Here is an 18401-nt window from a genome sequence, read left to right on the forward strand (position 1 = left end):
ATTGTATTTATAAATGAAAGCGTTTTCTAATAAAAGAAGGGGTTGTTGAAAATGACAAATAAAAATTATCCAGACAAAATGAATGCCGTTGTAGCATATGCGCCAGGGGATTATAAATATGAAACAGTAGATACACCGATAATTGAGAATTCAAAAGAAATTATTGTAAAAGTTGAAGCATGTGGCATTTGTGCAGGAGATATTAAAGCATATGGTGGCGCACCAAGTTTTTGGGGCGATGAAACACAACCTTCTTATATTAAAGCACCGATGATACCTGGACATGAGTTTATTGCACGTATTGTTGAAAAAGGCGAAGATGTGACTGATTTTGAAATAGGTGATCGTGTTATTTCCGAACAGATTGTACCTTGTTGGGAATGTAGATTTTGTAAGCGTGGCGAGTATTGGATGTGTGAAAAACACGACTTATATGGTTTCCAAAATAATGTAAATGGCGGTATGGCTGAATACATGAAATTCACTAAGGAAGCAATAAATTATAAAGTTCCTGAAGACTTACCGATAGAAAAAGCAATTCTTATTGAACCATATGCTTGTAGTTTACATGCAGTACAACGTGCAAACATCAAATTAGGGGATTTCGTTGTATTATCAGGTGCTGGAACATTGGGTCTAGGTATGATAGGAGCAGCTAAAAAATCAGGAGCTGAAACTCTGGTTGTACTAGATATGAAAGATGACCGTTTAGAATTAGCGAAACAATTTGGTGCAGACATTGTGATGAATCCAGCTAAAGTTGATGTGGTAAAAGAAATCAAAGATATGACGGAAGGTTATGGTTGTGATACTTATATTGAAGCGACAGGTCATCCTAAATCTGTTGAACAAGGTTTAAGTGCCATTAGGAAGTTAGGTAGATTTGTAGAGTTTTCTGTATTTGGCGATCCAGTAACTGTTGACTGGAGCATCATTTCTGATCGTAAAGAACTAGATTTAATGGGAAGTCACTTAGGACCTTATTGTTATCCTCTTGTGATAAATGGTATACAGAATGGCGACTACCCTACTGATGGTGTAGTGACCCATCAATTACCACTTCAAGAATTTGAAGAAGGATTCGAATTAATGAAAAAAGGCGATAAATCACTGAAAATTGTACTTGTACCTTAAAACAGCGAAATGATAGATAAGCATAGACAGTTAAAAGGAGAGACTATAAATGAAAAAGATGATTAATAATCCTGATAATGTCATAGATGAACTAATGGCTGGATATTTAATTGCTTATCCCGAATATATTAAACGTTCAAACTTACATCAAAGAGCACTAATTGGTAAAAAACGCCACCCCAATCGTAAAGTGAGTGTCTTAATTGGTGGAGGGTCAGGACATGAGCCGGCTTTTATCGGCTATGTTGGCCAAGGTATGGCTGATGGTGTGGCAATAGGTAATATATTTGCTTCACCTTCACCAATTCCTATACAAGCTGTTACCAGAGAAATTCATGATAGTCATGGCGTGTTATATATTTATGGAAACTACGCAGGAGATTTAATGAATTTTGAGATGGCCAGCGAAATGACAGAAGTTGAAGATGATATTGAAACTGCAGTTGTTATAGGAAACGATGATGTCGCTTCAGCGAAGGAAATTGAAGAGAGACGTGGTATAGCAGGTGAATTACTGGTTTATAAAGCAGCTGGAGCTGCTGCAGATTTTGGATATGATTTAGAGGAAGTCCGTCGTATTGCGCAACTGGCTAATGATCACACACGCTCTATGGGTATTGGATTAAGCCCTTGTTATTTACCTCAAACAGGCAAACCAAGTTTTGATCTTGAAGATAATGAGATGGAAATTGGATTAGGACATCATGGTGAACCAGGTATAGAAAAAACAACGATACGTACAGCACAAGAAACCGTCCAAGTGATTATGAAAAATATTTTGAAAGAGGGACTTTATCAACCAGACGACGAAGTAGTTGTCCTAGTAAATGGTTTAGGTGCGACTTCACAAATGGAGTTATATATTATCAATAAAGAAGTTGATGCTATATTAAGTGAAAACAATATTAAGACATATAAATCATATGTGGGTAATTTTATTACATCAATGGAAATGGGTGGTTTCTCAGTGACGTTGATGAAATTGGACGAGACATTAAAGTCATGCATAGATCATCCTGTCGATTGTCCAAACTTTAAGGAAGTCTAGGGGGAATTTATTATGACATTAACAAGTGAAACATATAAATCATTCATCCTAGCGTTAGCTGAGTTGTTTGAAGAACAAAAGGATAACCTATGTGAATTAGATAGAAAAATTGGTGATGGCGATCATGGTGTGACGATGAATATTGGTTATCAAGCTGTAAAAGATACAATTCACAACGAATTACAGGCACAAAATGATATTGCAAAAATTAGTGTTGCTGTGGGTAAAAGTTTTTTAGATGCTGTAGGTTCATCTGTTGGCCCTTTATATGCTTCAGGTTATTTAAAGGCAGCAGTTGCAGTAAAAAATAAAACTGAACTGAATGATACAGACTTATACCAATTTTGGATTGCATTCAGTAAAGGAATTAAGGCTAGAGGTAAAGCTGAAATAGGTGATAAAACGATGATTGATACACTTGAACCATTTTATCTCTCATTAGAATCATCTAAATCTCAAAATATTAATTTCAAGGAAGCATTTGCGCTTGCACTTCTAGAAGCTAAGAAAGGTATGGAAAGCACAAAGGATATTGTTTCTAATAAGGGCCGTTCCAAAAGGCTAGGCTATCGTTCGCAAGGCCATGTAGATCCTGGTGCGATGTCAGCGTATCTGATGTTAAATACATTTAAATCATATGTATAAGCTAAGTGATAAATATATAAGGAGGAGTGAGTTAGCATGAAAATAGCAATAGGTGCAGATCATAATGGTTACAATTTAAAAGAGGCAGTGAAAGCTCATATAGAAAAACTCGGTCATGAAGTAGAAGATTTTGGTTGTCATCATTGTGCAGAAACGGATTATCCAGATGTTGCTGCTGAAGTTGGTAAAAGTATTCAACAAGGGGATAATGAACGTGGCGTTCTTATTTGTGGAACTGGCATCGGCGTGGCAATAACTGCCAACAAATTAAAAGGAATTCGTGCTGCTTTGGCGCATGACTATTATTCTGCAGAGCGTGCCCAGTTAAGTAACAATGCACAAATACTTACAATGGGTGCACAAATAATCGGTATAGAAGTTGCTAAAAAGAATGTTGAAGCTTACTTGAATGTAAGTTGGGAAGGCGGCTCTCAACGAAAAGTAGATAAAATTGTACAAGTTGAGCAAGATGAATTTCAATGAGTTATACTCTAGTGTAATTCATTGGTTTCTTGGTAATAATATGAGATTTAAAGCCCGTTCATAAAACAAAGGACTAGTCCGTATCAGACAGACGGATTAGTCCTTTGTTATTTTAATAACGATACATTATAAATATTTTTAATAATGGAATATAAACTAATATTTTGTTTTTAATTAATTAAAACAATAATATTTAAATTGCAATTATTTGTCCAAAAAATGACAAAATCAAATTTATATTGTGAATGTATATTTCATTTAATATTATTGATAATATAAACTTTTTGAAAAGGGGGATGAAAGTGCAATTAACATTTAAAATCCATAAGTTTTCTTATGTTATATTTATAATTTCGTTGATAATTGGGGTTGTTATCTTTTCTCAGCAAGTATCAGCACATGCAACTTTAGAAAAAGTCACACCAACGCAAAACAGTGTAGTTGATAACGCACCAAATGAAATAACATTACAATTTAATGAACCAGTCCATGCAAAATATTCAAGTATACAAATCTATGATGATAATGGTTCTGAAATTACAGAAGTAAAGCCAAGTACAACAGGGTCTTCACAAACATTGACGTTTCCAATTGAAAATTTAAATAAAGGAACACATAGCATTCATTGGCATACAATGTCTGCAGATGGCCATGAAATCAATGATAGTTTTGAATTTTCAGTTGGAAAGCAAACAGCAAATGGCATCGACACAGCACCACCGTTTTATGAAAAAGCAGACTTTTGGTTTGGAGTTACGCGCTTTATATTAGAAGGACTATTGATTACACTTACAGGCTTATATTTAGTTAACGCCTTAGCTAAAAGACAAAGATTACCTCATTTAAATTTAAAAACGTATACACTGCCAACCGTTTTAATATTGGTTATGACTTCCATTATCACAGTATTAATTTATATGATGACTTTATCTTCTGATATTGTGTCAGATGTGTTAAGTCTGCAAAAAACCACCTTATTGCAAACGCCATTCATATTAACGGTGGTTGCAGTAATCATATTACTATTACTTTTCACTTTGAAAAATATGGCAACAAGTTGGTACATATTTATCCCTAGTCTAATATTAATTACACTTAGTATGTCAGGACATGCTTGGTCTCAGTCTATACCAATATGGTCGATTTTCATCAGAGTAATACACATTGTAGGTATATCATTTTGGTTAGGTGCACTGATTTATTTGACCATTATGGTATTGGGTAAAAAACAATTTGAAGTAAATCAAATGAGACCTTTTTTATTAAAAGTAAATATTAGCGCTGTCATGTTAATTGTCATATCAGGTGTCCTGATGTCAATAGATCAAACGAATGTCTTGTCACTATGGCAAAACATTCAGACATGGAGCGTATTATTACTTGTTAAGGTTCTGCTAACAATTGTGATGATGGCGCTAGGATTTTATCAAACAACTAGAGCGCTTGGTAAGCATCGTCAGACAAATAGATATGCTTTAATCATAGAACTAAGTATAGGTGTCTTACTTATATTAGCAGGTGTAATGATGAGTCAATTAAATATTCCAGGATAGGAGCTTAAAAGATGAAAAAACAATTTATTTTAGCCCTCGTAGTTTGTTTTACTGTTTTAGTATTTTCAAAAAGTGCAGATGCCCATGTGACAATGAACCCTGATACGAGTGAACCAGGTTCTTATGAAAAATACGATGTAAGAGTTCCAGTAGAAAAAGAAGCAAATACAACAAAAATAGAGTTAAAGGTACCCGAGGGTGTAAACGTTGTAGGTGTAGCACCTCAGGAAACATTTGACCATAAATTAACTAAAGATGATGATGGTAATATTACAAAAATAACTTGGATAGCTAAAGAAAAAGGTATTGGACCTAATGAATTCGTTGATTTGCCTATACAAGTAGCAAATCCAGATAAAGAAGGCGAATTTAAGTGGGATGCTTATCAAACTTATGATGATGGAGAAACCGTTAAATGGGATGGAAATGAGGACGCGGAAAAACCTTCACCAGTAACTAAAGTATCAAAAAAAGCTGATGTTGATTCTGAAAACAGTCAATCTGGTAATGATTCTATCGCTTTATGGGTTGTGTCTATCGTAGCTATTATTTTAGCGCTAATAGCAATTTTTAAAAAATCTCGTAAAGAAAGATAAAGTATAAGTGATTGAGCTAGTAATCAGATTTTGATTACTAGCTTTTTTGAAGTTTGATGAATTGTCACTGTAATTTAAGAAGATTTATTTTATAATGTTTTTAAGGAGGATTTTGAATGCGCAGAATATTATACGCTTTTTTAATTTATACAATCTTAGGATTGCTTAGTGGTTTTTATTATCGTGAATTAACACTTGCCTATGACTTTACAGGTGATACACAATTGGTTGTAGTACATACGCATACGTTAATATTAGGAATGTTTATGCATCTCATTTTATTACCGGTAACGAAGATATTTAATTTGAGTAGTTACTATTTATTTAATTGGTTCTTTATTGTGTATAATATAGGTGTATTATTGACGATTGGCATGATGTTTACAAAAGGGACATACCAAGTTATTGGACTTAAAGTTCCAGAATCATTTGCCGGCTATGCTGGTATTGGACATACAGTAATTACAGCTGGTTTTATTTTATTATTCTTCTTGCTTAAAAACGCCATTGTCAAAAAAACAGAAAAATAATTTGTATAAATAAATTTTTCTAAATAAATATAATTATATATAGCAGACGATCGTTATGAATTTGATCGTCTTTTTTTATATCATTTTACATATAAAGTAATTATTTATTAAAAAGTTCCCTTTTTAATTGATAAGCATTATCAATAATAGGATAATAGGTATTAAGAAGTAGTACATGTAGGAGGATTATTATGGATGATGTAATCATTATCGGTGGTGGACCAGCCGGTTTGTTCGCGAGCTTTTATTCTGGATTAAGAGGAATGAATGTAAGAATTATTGATATTCAAGATAAGCTAGGAGGTAAAATGCACGTTTATCCCGAAAAGATTATTTGGGATATCGGGGGATTGGCACCGAAGCCTTGTTATGAAATTATTCAAGATACTGTTAGTCAAGGTTTACATTTTAATCCTAAAGTAAATTTAGAGGAACGCGTTATAGATATTAGAAAAATGGCTGAACGCCATTTTGAAGTAGAGACCAATAAAGGAAATGTATATGAATCAAAATCTGTCATCATCGCCATTGGTGGTGGTATCATTAATCCAAAACAACTTGATATCAAGGGAGCAGAAAGATATCAATTAACAAATTTACATTATGTAGTTCAGTCCTTAAAACATTTTAAAGACAAAGATGTGTTGATTTCAGGTGCAGGTAATTCTGCGCTAGACTGGGCGAATGATTTAAGTGGTTATGCTAATAGTGTGACATTAATTTATCGAAAAGCGGATATCAAAGGTTATGAAGCAATGAAAGATATATTAAATAAACTTGCAGTGGAAAAGTTAGCCAACACACATATTTATCAATTAATAGGTGACGAAACCCAGTCACGTATAGAACAAGTAATATTAGAAAACATTGAAACAGGAGAACAAGAGGTACGATCTTTCGACGAAGTTATTGTCAGTCATGGATTTGATAGAGAAAATACATTGTTAGAACAGTCTACAACTCAAGTTGATATGCATAGTGAATATAATATTAAAGGATTTGGTAACACGGCAACGAGTATTGAAGGTTTATATGCTTGTGGTGATATTATTTATCATGAAGCAAAAGCACATTTAATCGCGAGTGCTTTTAGTGATGCAGCAAACGCAGCTAATCTAGCTAAACTTTATGTTGAACCTGAAGCGGATCCTGAAGGTTATGTATCTAGTCATAATGATGCATTTAAAGAGTCTAATAAAGTAGTGATGAAAAAATATTTATAAACACATTTATATGATTATGCTATAAATGTTTGCTTTGTAGTTTGGGGGATGACACAACATGGTTAAAGTAAAATATGAGGCACCAACGGTACAAGATTATAGAAATATGAGGAAAAAAGCTGGATTGAGTGAAAAATCACAAAAGGCGGCAGAAAAAGGGATATCAAATGCATGCTTTGACGTCACAATATATGATGACGACTTATTAATAGCGATGGGAAGAGTAATTGGTGATGGAGGTACTGCTTTTCAAATTATTGACATAGCAGTAGAACCACGTTATCAAGGTCAGGGTTATGGTAAACAGGTAATGACAGATATTATGAAATATATCTCATCTGTTTCAGAAGATGGTACTTATGTGAGTTTAATGGCAGATTATCCGGCAGATAAATTATATGAACAATTCGGATTTACGACTACGGAACCTCATTCTTGTGGTATGTATATCAAATACTAAATATTTTTAAAAATATTAAGATGCAAAGAAGTGACATGGAGATAGATATTTCTGAAAGTACACGTCAATTTCTATATCATCATTATAGTAACTGACGTGTTTTTATTTTATATTAAATGTTTTCATTTTTTAGCGATAATTATACGCGTTAGCACTCAGGGGAATGATACGAGTAGAACCATATCCCAAGGAAGCATGCACGATTAATTTGCAAGATACAAAAAGAGTAATCCAAGGTGGATTAGCTCAGAACGTAAACAAACCCTTCGCATTAATTTGCGAAGGGTTTGTCTAATGTTTATTTATATAGCTTTTTCTTGTGTTAATCTTCATTTATTTGTTTCAATCCCCAATGCTTCTTGGGAGTGAAAAGTATCTACTTTTCACAACTTCTTTGATTGTTTGTCTCATTGATTTGAGACAAAATAGTCTCTGAATTAATAATATTTTTAGTGTGATATTGGCAGTATTTGGGCCGACTCCTGCGGGAAGCGCACTAGCCGAAGACTACAGGCTAAGGCAGTGCCCGCGGAAAGCGTGCACAAAAAAACTGCCAACAAAGTCGGAGACTTTGTTGACAGTCTGAGCAAATCCAAGATGGATTAGCTCTCTTATTTTGAGAATGGATTTTTTAATATCATAAAAACTCATTTTAGTTGTGATTTAGAAATATAGTGTTTATTTTGACTCTTTAACATTGACATCTGTTGCATTTGTTCTAGAACGCAAATCAGCTTCAATTTCTTCTAAACTGCGTCCACGTGTTTCTGGTAAGTATTTAATGACAAAGATTAAAGCGAAGACACCAACAGCTGCGAAGATCAAGAATACTTGTTCTACTGATAAAACATCAGTCAAAATAGGGAATAATTGCGCAACTAGTAAACTACCAATCGATAGTACTAAAGCAGCGATTCCTGTTGCAGCACCACGTGCACGCATTGGGAATAATTCTGGTAACATAACCCAAAGTACTGGTCCCCAAGTGAATCCAAAGAATATGATGAAAAGTGTTAGACAAGCGACCATAATCCAAGCAGAAGATTGAATACCGATTGTCCAAACTAATATTGCCATGATTAATAGTGATGCCACCATACCAATATTACCAATTACTAATAATCGCTTACGATCTATTTTATCAATAATCATAATCGCTACAATCGTAATAAGGACGTTTACAGTACCAATACCAACCGTACCTAATATAGAAGTTGCATCACCAAGACCAGCTTTACTAAATATCGTTGGTGCATAATAAATAATAGCGTTAATACCTATAATTTGTTGTAATAAAGCAAATACACTACCAATGATAAGTGTTGGTCGTAACCAAGGTGATTTTAAAACATTCCAAGTGCTTTCAGAAATAGCATTTATTTCTTTCATATCGGCAATTTCTTTATCGATTTCGCTTTCTTTAAACGTTAATTTCATAACATCACGAGCAGCTTTTTCACTTTTATGTTCAAGTAGCCATCTAGGGCTTTCAGGCATAAATGCCACACCGATTAAAAGAATGAGTGAAGGTAATACTGCTAGACCGAGCATCCATCTCCAACCTTCGATTGGTGTAAAAGCATAGTTAATTAAATATGAAGATAAAATACCAATTGTAATCATTAATTGGTTTAATGAACTTAATGAACCACGTTGTTCGGTAGGTGCCATTTCAGATAAATATACTGGTACGATTGCTGTTGAACCACCGACAGCTAATCCGATAACAAGTCTACCGATTACTAATACTGGCATTGATGGTGCCAAGGCTAAAATTAATGCACCGACAATATAAATAATAGCGATAATAAATACAACGCGTCTACGACCTAACCTATCAGACATAGGTCCACTCGCACCGGAGCCAAATATAGCGCCGACTAACATAGACGCAACGACAAGACCTTCAGTAAAACTATTTAACGGTATATCATCTTTTATAAATAATAATGCACCTGATATAACTCCCATGTCATAACCATAGAGTAATCCTCCCAATGCACCAAGGAAAAAGATGAGCTTTTTATTCACTTTGATTCCCATATAAACCCTCCTGATAATATTCAATAATAATAAGTATACGCTTTCATATTTTAATTGTAAATGTTAAAGTATAATAAATTTATCTATTGATATATAGTTATATGAATTATAATATTTTTGTAGTTTAAATAAAAATGTATAGTTATATAAGTTGATATCAAATAAAACTCCGCACATCCATTTTTGCTTGATGTGCGGAGTTTTATAGAATCATCTTATGAGTCAAATTCGATAACAATTCTACCAGAATTATTATGTTGAATCACTTCATCTATGCTATTTTTAATATCTTTAAATTTTATATTATGTTTTATATCATGTAATTGGTCTGGTTTTAAATCTTTAGATAGACGACGCCAAATGTGTTTTCGTTGTCTCATTTCTGTATATACCGAGTCAATACCTATAACGTTTACGCCTCTTAATATGAAAGGAAAGACTGAACTGTCGAATGTAGCGCCTCCTGTCATGCCGATGAGTGCAACACTACCATTATAATTAAGTTGTTTAATAACTTGTGAAAAACTGTCGCCACCAACTGGATCGATAACAGCTTGCCATGTGCGTTTACCTAGAGGTTTATTATCTTCTTTGGTAATTCTAGATATAACATCTTTTGCACCTATCGTTTTGAGTGCTTCAGTAGCTTCGGTTTTACCTGTACTAGCGATTACATCGTATCCAATTCCATTTAACATCATTATCGCTAATGTTCCTACACCACCTGTTGCACCTCTCACAAGTACTTGATCTTTTTCTACTGATAGCCCATTATGTTCTAATCTTTCAATTGCTAAACCAGCTGTGTAACCTGCTGTCCCATATATCATAGCTTCTTCAAGTGTGAGATCTTTAGGTAAAGGTACAATCCATTCTTCTTTTACGCGCACATATTCACTAAAACCTCCGAAATGGTCTGTCCCTAAACCGTAACCAGTAACGATGACCTCATCTCCTGGCTCAAAAGCATGTGTGTCAGAGTGAGCCACAACACCTGCCAAATCTATGCCAGGCACCATCGGATAACTGCTAACAATTTTTGAATTGTCTAATGTAGCTAGTGCATCTTTATAATTAATTCCAGAATATTTTGTTTTAATCAATACTTCACCTTCTGGAAGCTCATCTATTGTCATATCTTTAAATTCGCTTGTTACTTTGCCGTCTTGTTCATTGACCACAAAAGCTTTAAATGTTTTAGTCATTGCCTTATGGCACTCCCTTATGTATATATTTATGAACAATTAAAAAACTAGAACTACTTTATCATGTTATTGTTAATTTCACAATAAGCGTAAAAGCACTGATTTAAAAGTAAGCGTTTTAATTTTAGGGGACTTGAATTTTATGTCATAACGCTATACTTTAAGTTGTCAAAAAAATATATTAAGTCGTATAGTAACATATTTAACATTTTAGTATACTAATTGACAAGATGATAAAAAGGGGCGATGAAGTATGACTGATAATATTGAATTAGTAAAAGAATCGGAAGTACATCAATTAAGAGAAATTAGTATTGCGACATTCAAACATACATTTAGAGATGGTGGATATACAGAGGAAGATTTTGAAATCTATTTTAAACAGGCATATAATGTGGAAACGTTACAAGAAGAGTTACGTAATAAACATTCATTCACATATTTTTATCTCAGTAATAATGAAATTGTAGGTTATTTTAAATTGAATATAGATGATGCACAAACTGAAGCAATGGGGGAAGACTACTTAGAAATACAAAGAATATACTTTTTACCTCAATCACAAGGTGGAGGTAAAGGGAAAAAAGTTTTTGATTTTGCAATTAAGAAAGCACGCGAGTTGTACAAGACAAAAATTTGGTTAGGCGTATGGGAATATAATGACAAAGCATTAAATTTCTATAAAAATCAAGGATTGCGTATAACAGGTTCTCATGAATTTTATACTGGTAACGTGGTAGATACAGATTTAATTATGGAAAAAAACATATAGTAGCTTTTGAAAAAGTCATTTTTTCTTTAATCTGTTTAATTATTTTGAATCGCTGTTTGTCTATTATAAAAGCTAATTATTTAATTAAAGTTCTAAAGTTTTAAGTTTTTGTAAAAATTATATTTATTTCAAAAAAAGTTTTGATAAAAGGTGTTTATTTTAATAATAATAGTGAATAACATAATAATTCTCATTCATCCTAATTGCTAAATACATTACATAACTTTTAATTAGGCAATGAGAAAGACACAACTAAGGAGGCTTATTATATGAAAAAGTTATTAGCAGGTTTTCTTACACTTACATTAGCGCTTGCTGCTTGTTCTAATGGTAGTGATGACAATGGTGGTAATAAAGATGATAGCTCGAAAGACAAACAGTCTTCCGATGACAAATCAAAAGACTCAAAAGATTCTAAGAGTGATGACAAAAAAGACAATGATAGTTCCGATGAAAATTCGGATAGCAAATCAGACAGCAACTCAGATAGTGATGCTGATAAAAATGGTTCTGACTCTAGTTCTAGCTCTGACTCTAATTCTGACTCTAGTTCTAGCTCTGATGACAGTGGCAATTCTGGAAATAGTGACAATGCCAATGATAGTTCGACAAATGGTTCCAATGGAAGTGCTAACAATAGCGGTACTTCAAATAATGATGATAATTCAAGCAATACGAATAACAATGATAGTACAGCAAGTAATGCAAATAGTAACGCTGACCAAGCATCTAATAGTGCAGGCAGTTCAAATGAGGGTAACACAAATAACAGTGGAACTTCTCAATATGTGGCACCTTATCAAGGTCAAAATGCAGTACCAGTTGCACAAAACATTACTTCAGGTAGTACTGACGCCCAAACAGCTTTACAGTCATTGCCTAATTTCCAAAATTCATTAGATAATGCAACTGCAGAAGTTAATGCGTTAAATGGCCAATCTAATCCTTATAATGATTACGCTATTGAAGGTAGTGAAGGCAATTATAGCTATATTTTTAGTTTCCAAAATCAAGCGCAACCGGGTAGTTATTCAATTGTAACAGTTGACCAACAAGGTACTGTTAGAGTAGTTGACCCAGCATATCAACAATAAAGAATCATAAAATAGTGCAAGTTTTTTAATATGATAAAGAGGCAAGTAGATGAAATGAATTTGAAAAAAATTGATTTCTAACTTGCTTCTTTTTATTTTTGCTTAACTTTGCAGTATATACTCATGTTACTATTGTTATCACTTAAAACATATTTTATATTTTAAAAAAACTCCAAAGTTAACATTGGAATATGAAAACTTTGAAGTTTAAAGTCGGTAACAAATCGTTGACTGTATTTTTGATTATTAAGTTTATGTGTTGGAATTAATAGACTTTTGAATAATATGGGAAATCGTTTCAAAAGCATGATTGTCTTTGTTTATAAATGGATTATTAAGTTTATGTGTTGGAATTAATAGACTTTTGAATAATATGGGAAATCGTTTCAAAAGCATGATTGTCTTTGTTTATAAATGGATTATTGTGTATATCTTTCATTTGATGACTGATTAAATCATTTAAAAGTGCTTTTGAATCACTATATCGAACTGTAGAAAGAGAATGCATAACATCTTCATAAACACCACGTTCGCAAACATATTTTTCGTGATCAGGCGTATATTGGCAGACAGTTTTATCAATCGTGAGTGCATCAAAAATAATTGAAGAATAGTCTGTCAATACTGTATCTGATACTAACAACAAATCTTGAATTTCTATATGTGAAGGTGCAATGATAGCATTTTCAGGCATATAGTTAGATTGATCGTTGACATGTCCCTTAAAGATAACGTTATATTTATTTAATAAACCATCACTAATTGGTAATAAATCGGTTGTTTCATTTGCTGCTTTCCATGTAGGAACGTAAAGTAATGTTTGTTTTTGTGGGTCTAGCTTTAATTCTTTCTTAATGAATGAGATATAAGGTTGATCAGATTGTTTATCTAATAAATATCTAATTCTTGGATAACCACAATTTAATAAATGTGTGTGTTGTTGTGGAAATGCAGATTTAAAATGTTCCATAATGGCTTCGGAATCACTGATGAAATAGTCTTGTTGTAACCATTTATTATATTTGCGTGCGCGATAATTATAAATATTGAGATTTTCATTTGGTTCATGACTATCTAAAAATAGTTTTTTTATAGGTGTGCCATGCCACAGTTGTATAATTGTACCATTTGGTTTGATATCATCGGGTATATCGTTTTCTAAAATGACCACACTTGCTGTTTCGATGAGACTTTTTGCTTTCGCATCATTTGGATCAATAAAATTAGGTCCATTTACATCACTAGTTATAAAAAATATAGGTAATTTAGAAAAATATTTTGCAAAATGATTAAATAAATAGCGAGAATTACCTCGGAACCCATAATCAAAACCTAAAAAGACAATATGATTTTTAACTTTCGATTTATCTTTTTTGTAAATATAACTGATTTCATCATGTTTTTTTTCGTAATGATGTTGAATTAAATTATAAAGCCAATGTGGAAGTTTGAATTTAGTATTTTTAAGCACTTTATCTGTAAATCGAATATCATCATTATTAGGTGCTAATGTTTCACTATTTTTAAATGGTAACGTGTGTTTATGTTCAAAGGCTAATTTGTTTAAATTAAATTTAGTAGTGTTTAATGGCGTGAACGCTTGAATGCAATTCCAAACAGCATCACTAGTTGTATACGTATGTTTGAAATTAAAAACAACATGGCTATCTGTAGCAACATCATCTTGTAAAAGTGATAATAATGCTAAATCAAATATATTATTAACTGTATATTTGTTTATTATTTTTTGAGCAGTTTCTATATGAAAAATAATATTTGGAAAATGATTTAGATTATCCATCCAATCATTAAAAGTGATTTCTGATTTACCGAAATATCGGCAATCATTTAAATATTGCTGATTGATTGTATAATCTGCAACGATAGTGACGGGTCTTAGTGTAACTGCCTCTAACATTGATTGATAAATCTCACTATTTTGATCTATATATACAAAATGAGAATATCCTTCCGCTGTAGCTTTCTCAAGATGCTGAGCTAAAAGGTCCCACGTTGAAAATTCTATTTGCTTTATCATTTATAATCCCTCTATTTAAATATTATTATCCCTATTTTATCATTTAATATGTCATAGATAAAAGAAACATTGATATTCATATCATTACTGACGTACAGCGCCTGAATTGATATATATTCAATTGGAGTTTATTAGAAAATTAAAAAACTTTAATTTTGGGCTATTAATTTTTTGAAAATTATTGTATTTTACTTAAAGTAGATGTTATAATTTATGTGAAATAATTCACAAATAAAAGGATGATTAATTATTTTAAGTATAGGAAGTGAGTATATATGTTTGTAGAAAGTATTAACCCCTTTAACAATGTATTATTATCCAGTATTGTGGCTGCTATCCCTATCATTTTATTTTTATTATGTTTAACCATTTTTAAAATGAAAGGGATATACGCTTCAATTACGACATTAGTCGTTACGTTGATACTTGCCATAACGATATTCAAATTGCCTATGAATATCGCTACAGGTGCATCAATTGAAGGATTTTTCCAAGGTGTAATTCCAATTGGTTATATTGTAATTATGGCAGTTTTGTTATATAAAGTTACAAATGAAACTGGGCAATTTGATAAGATTCAAGATAGTATTGCGAGTGTATCTCAAGACCATCGTATCCAATTATTGCTCATAGGTTTTGCATTTAATGGATTTTTAGAAGGTGCAGCAGGTTTTGGTGTACCGATTGCGATATGTGCTTTATTATTAACTCAGTTGGGCTTTAAGCCTTTAGAAGCTGCAATGTTATGTTTAATTGCCAACGCTTCAGCTGGTGCTTTTGGAGCTATTGGTTTACCTGTCACTGTAATTGATACACTTGGTTTGCCAGGTGATGTTACAGGTTTTGCGGTTTCTCAAATGTCGGCTTTAACTTTATCGGTTATGAATATGTTTATACCATTTTTATTAGTATGGATTATTGATGGTTTTAAAGGTATTAAAGAAACATTACCAGCAATCCTTATTGTTGGTGGGACTTTTACCATACTACAAGCTTTGATCACGGTGTTTATTGGACCAGAACTAGCTGATATTATCCCACCGTTAGTATCAATGTTAGCTTTAGCAGTATATTCTAAAAAACATCAACCAAAAAATATATTTAGATTGAAAGATAGCGGAGAACCTAAGACTATTGTAAAACATAATTTTAAAACTTTAATATATGCGTGGAGTCCATTTGTGATTTTAACAGTATTGGTTATGGTTTGGAGCGCACCACAATTTAAAGGACTGTTCACATCTAATGGTGCATTGAGTGCATTAGTATTTAATATTCAACTTCCAGGTACGTATAGCGCTATTGCTGATAAAGCAATTACATTGCCACTCAATATCATTGGACAAACTGGTACAGCAATTTTATTAGTAATTTTAATAACTATATTGATGTCAAAACAAGTGAATATGCTTGATGCAACACGTTTGTTAAAATTAACTTTTAAAGAATTATGGTTGCCTATTATTACAATTTGTATTATTTTAATTATTTCTAAATTAATGACTTATGCAGGTTTAAGTAATGCTTTAGGTGAAGGTATTGCTAAGGCAGGATCAGTCTTCCCTCTATTATCACCTGTTTTAGGTTGGATCGGCGTATTTTTAACTGGTTCTGTGACAAATAATAATACGTTATTTGCTCCGATACAGGCAGCAGTAGCTAATAATATTGGTACAAGTGGTGCATTACTTGTATCAGCCAATACTGCTGGTGGTGTAGCAGCTAAATTGATTTCACCTCAGTCCATTGCTATTGCAACTGCATCTGTACAACAGGTAGGTAAGGAATCGGAATTATTAAAAATGACATTGCGTTATAGTTTTGCATTTATTATCTTTGTATGTTTATGGACATTTATGTTGAGCTTTATCATTCATTAAAACAACAGCATTGATATGTTTGCTAGTCAGTTATCTGTAAATACGCAGAATTAAGGCTGCTTTGATTTGGTATTATATCGAAACACGAAGTTAAATATAAAGATAGAAAAAAAGAAGCCATATGGCTTCATTCAGGCTGTCGACAAAGTTTCCGACTTTGTTGACAGTTTTTTTGTGCCCACTATCCGTGGGCACTGCCTTAGCTTGTAGTCTTCGGCTAGTGATATTCCCACAGGAGACGGACAAATCACTACCAATATTTAATATATAATAATTAACAGTGGCGTTGTTTGTTATGGTGAATAAATCAATTGATAAATGGAATCATAGTGAAATAATGTACTAAAGCTGGCATATGGAAAAAACTAAAAGTTTCTTTTTTATTTCGACGCTATCATCATTTGAAAGTAATGGTAGACAGAATCTGATGAAAATGATTGAACAGTTTGGTATCCATTTTCTATGATCGCTTGTTTATTAAATTCTTGGTTTATAAGTCGTAGTAGTTTATTAGAAAGATCTTCTACATTTCCATGTGCTACTAAATATCCATTGACGTTATTTTGTATCAGTGCATCTGGGCCAGCGTTACCATTAAAGCTAACCACAACATTACTTTGATTCATTGCTTCTAAAATCACCATTCCGAAACCTTCATTACGAGAGGGGATGACTGTAATATCACTTTTAGCTAATTTTTCGTTTAATTGTTGAGTTGAACCATAAAGCTTTATGATATCTGCCAGTTGATGCTCTATGATTAATTGTTGTAAGAGTTCGTGTTCTTTTCCATCACCATAGATGTGTATTTGATATTTAAAACGTCTGACCTCTTGTTGAATAGGTATGATACTTTGAATTAATAGATCGAATCCTTTCTCGTATTCTAATCGTCCTGCAGCAGTGATGATTTTATCTTTTGATACTGAGAGGCGAGGTTCATTTAAAATATTGGGTATGACATAAACAGGAGTTTGAATGAAAGCTTCATATTTACTTTTATCACTTTCTGTTAGTGTGGTTACTTTGTCTAAATATTGATAAGCATCTGCAATTTCTCTTTGTAAAGCAATGTTGTGTGCTTCAAAATTCATATGCTCCATACCAATCTTCTCTACATTTTGTGAACCATAGTGAGCAATTAATATATTGAAACTCGCGCGTGTACCTATGAGTATATCAGTAGAAACATTACGTATTGCTTTAATCATTTTGTTTTCAATATAATGTGAAAACTGATATAGTCCTGGTTCATATTGAGAAATTAATTTTGGTTTAGAAAAAGAGGTATATTTGTGGATTCTATTGAAAAAAATATCCTTAATATTAAAAAATTGTAATTGATAGTCTGTTAAAGCACGCACTTTAATAGATTTATGTAGCTTGAAATAAGGTTTAGAAGCCCCTTTGAAAACGGAAATGATTTCAACTTGATGGCCTTTTTCAGCCAAAACATTAGCTAATTGAGAAATAGATTTAACGGTACCACCCATAGCATATAAGTTATGCGTAAAAAAAGTGATAGATTTCATTGGAATACCTCCAAAAGTATAAGAATTAAATTAGAATTTATTATAGCATGAAATTTAGGTGATTGATAAAGTAATGAAGGTTATATGAGACACAATGTAATTTGCTCAATATATTTAAATTTAAAATAGTAATTTAAGTCGTATCATAGCAATGATAGTTAACAG

16 protein-coding genes are annotated in these 18401 nt (G+C 32.5%); 12 read left to right on the plus strand and 4 right to left on the minus strand.

What is annotated here, in order from left to right:
* The first annotated feature begins 51 nt into the window (after positions 1-51).
* The 9 genes from KA873_RS02560 to KA873_RS02600 all read left to right on the plus strand — a co-directional run bounded on the left by KA873_RS02560 (position 52) and on the right by KA873_RS02600 (position 7672).
* Entirely contained in the window at positions 52-1134 is a 1083-nt protein-coding gene (locus tag KA873_RS02560) for an MDR/zinc-dependent alcohol dehydrogenase-like family protein (protein ID WP_107385701.1), read from the plus strand.
* A 49-nt stretch (positions 1135-1183) separates the two neighbouring features.
* A complete protein-coding gene (locus KA873_RS02565; RefSeq protein ID WP_107521349.1) occupies positions 1184-2182 on the plus strand; it encodes a dihydroxyacetone kinase subunit DhaK in 999 nt (332 codons plus the stop codon).
* 12 nt (positions 2183-2194) lie between these two features.
* Positions 2195-2827, plus strand: a complete 633-nt coding sequence (gene dhaL, locus KA873_RS02570) for a dihydroxyacetone kinase subunit DhaL (RefSeq protein WP_107384824.1) — start codon at positions 2195-2197, stop codon at positions 2825-2827.
* Positions 2828-2863: 36 nt separating this feature from the next.
* Positions 2864-3310 carry a ribose 5-phosphate isomerase B gene (gene rpiB, locus KA873_RS02575; RefSeq protein ID WP_107384823.1) on the plus strand — a complete coding sequence of 149 codons (447 nt, stop codon included), beginning with the start codon at positions 2864-2866 and terminating at the stop codon, positions 3308-3310.
* A gap of 296 nt (positions 3311-3606) precedes the next feature.
* Positions 3607-4863 carry a copper resistance CopC/CopD family protein gene (locus KA873_RS02580; RefSeq protein ID WP_233422649.1) on the plus strand — a complete coding sequence of 419 codons (1257 nt, stop codon included), beginning with the start codon at positions 3607-3609 and terminating at the stop codon, positions 4861-4863.
* 11 nt (positions 4864-4874) lie between these two features.
* Positions 4875-5459 (plus strand): YcnI family copper-binding membrane protein, encoded by a 585-nt coding sequence (locus KA873_RS02585; RefSeq protein ID WP_107504849.1) that lies wholly within the window; start codon positions 4875-4877, stop codon positions 5457-5459.
* A 116-nt stretch (positions 5460-5575) separates the two neighbouring features.
* A complete protein-coding gene (locus KA873_RS02590; protein WP_107504848.1) occupies positions 5576-5989 on the plus strand; it encodes a DUF2871 domain-containing protein in 414 nt (137 codons plus the stop codon).
* 191 nt (positions 5990-6180) lie between these two features.
* Positions 6181-7212 (plus strand): NAD(P)/FAD-dependent oxidoreductase, encoded by a 1032-nt coding sequence (locus tag KA873_RS02595; protein ID WP_107385700.1) that lies wholly within the window; start codon positions 6181-6183, stop codon positions 7210-7212.
* Between the two features lie 58 nt (positions 7213-7270).
* The gene (locus KA873_RS02600; RefSeq protein ID WP_107384987.1) at positions 7271-7672 is read left to right on the plus strand and encodes a GNAT family N-acetyltransferase; all 402 of its coding nucleotides are present in this window, start codon (positions 7271-7273) and stop codon (positions 7670-7672) included.
* Positions 7673-8350: 678 nt separating this feature from the next.
* Here the strand turns inward: KA873_RS02600 and glcP are convergent.
* Positions 8351-9715: a glucose transporter GlcP gene (gene glcP / locus KA873_RS02605; RefSeq protein WP_154409439.1), complete on the minus strand. Its 1365-nt coding sequence runs from the start codon at positions 9713-9715 to the stop codon at positions 8351-8353.
* 215 nt (positions 9716-9930) lie between these two features.
* Positions 9931-10920: an acrylyl-CoA reductase family protein gene (locus KA873_RS02610; RefSeq protein WP_107504847.1), complete on the minus strand. Its 990-nt coding sequence runs from the start codon at positions 10918-10920 to the stop codon at positions 9931-9933.
* Between the two features lie 253 nt (positions 10921-11173).
* Here KA873_RS02610 and KA873_RS02615 point away from each other — a divergent pair, with 253 nt between their 5' ends.
* On the plus strand, positions 11174-11692 hold the full coding sequence (locus tag KA873_RS02615) for a GNAT family N-acetyltransferase (protein WP_107384985.1): 519 nt from the start codon (positions 11174-11176) through the stop codon (positions 11690-11692).
* Between the two features lie 269 nt (positions 11693-11961).
* Positions 11962-12786, plus strand: a complete 825-nt coding sequence (locus tag KA873_RS02620) for a hypothetical protein (RefSeq protein ID WP_107505431.1) — start codon at positions 11962-11964, stop codon at positions 12784-12786.
* A 340-nt stretch (positions 12787-13126) separates the two neighbouring features.
* On the opposite strand, the gene KA873_RS02625 is transcribed toward KA873_RS02620, so the two are convergent.
* Positions 13127-14824: a CDP-glycerol glycerophosphotransferase family protein gene (locus tag KA873_RS02625; RefSeq protein ID WP_107505121.1), complete on the minus strand. Its 1698-nt coding sequence runs from the start codon at positions 14822-14824 to the stop codon at positions 13127-13129.
* A gap of 275 nt (positions 14825-15099) precedes the next feature.
* Here KA873_RS02625 and KA873_RS02630 point away from each other — a divergent pair, with 275 nt between their 5' ends.
* Positions 15100-16704 carry an L-lactate permease gene (locus tag KA873_RS02630; RefSeq protein WP_107385698.1) on the plus strand — a complete coding sequence of 535 codons (1605 nt, stop codon included), beginning with the start codon at positions 15100-15102 and terminating at the stop codon, positions 16702-16704.
* Between the two features lie 380 nt (positions 16705-17084).
* On the opposite strand, the gene KA873_RS02635 is transcribed toward KA873_RS02630, so the two are convergent.
* Positions 17085-18236, minus strand: a complete 1152-nt coding sequence (locus KA873_RS02635) for a glycosyltransferase family 4 protein (protein WP_107385697.1) — start codon at positions 18234-18236, stop codon at positions 17085-17087.
* Between the last annotated feature and the right edge of the window lie 165 nt (positions 18237-18401).

Origin of the sequence: Staphylococcus sp. GDY8P45P (assembly GCF_017892745.1) — a bacterium.
Lineage (GTDB): Bacteria > Bacillota > Bacilli > Staphylococcales > Staphylococcaceae > Staphylococcus > Staphylococcus cohnii.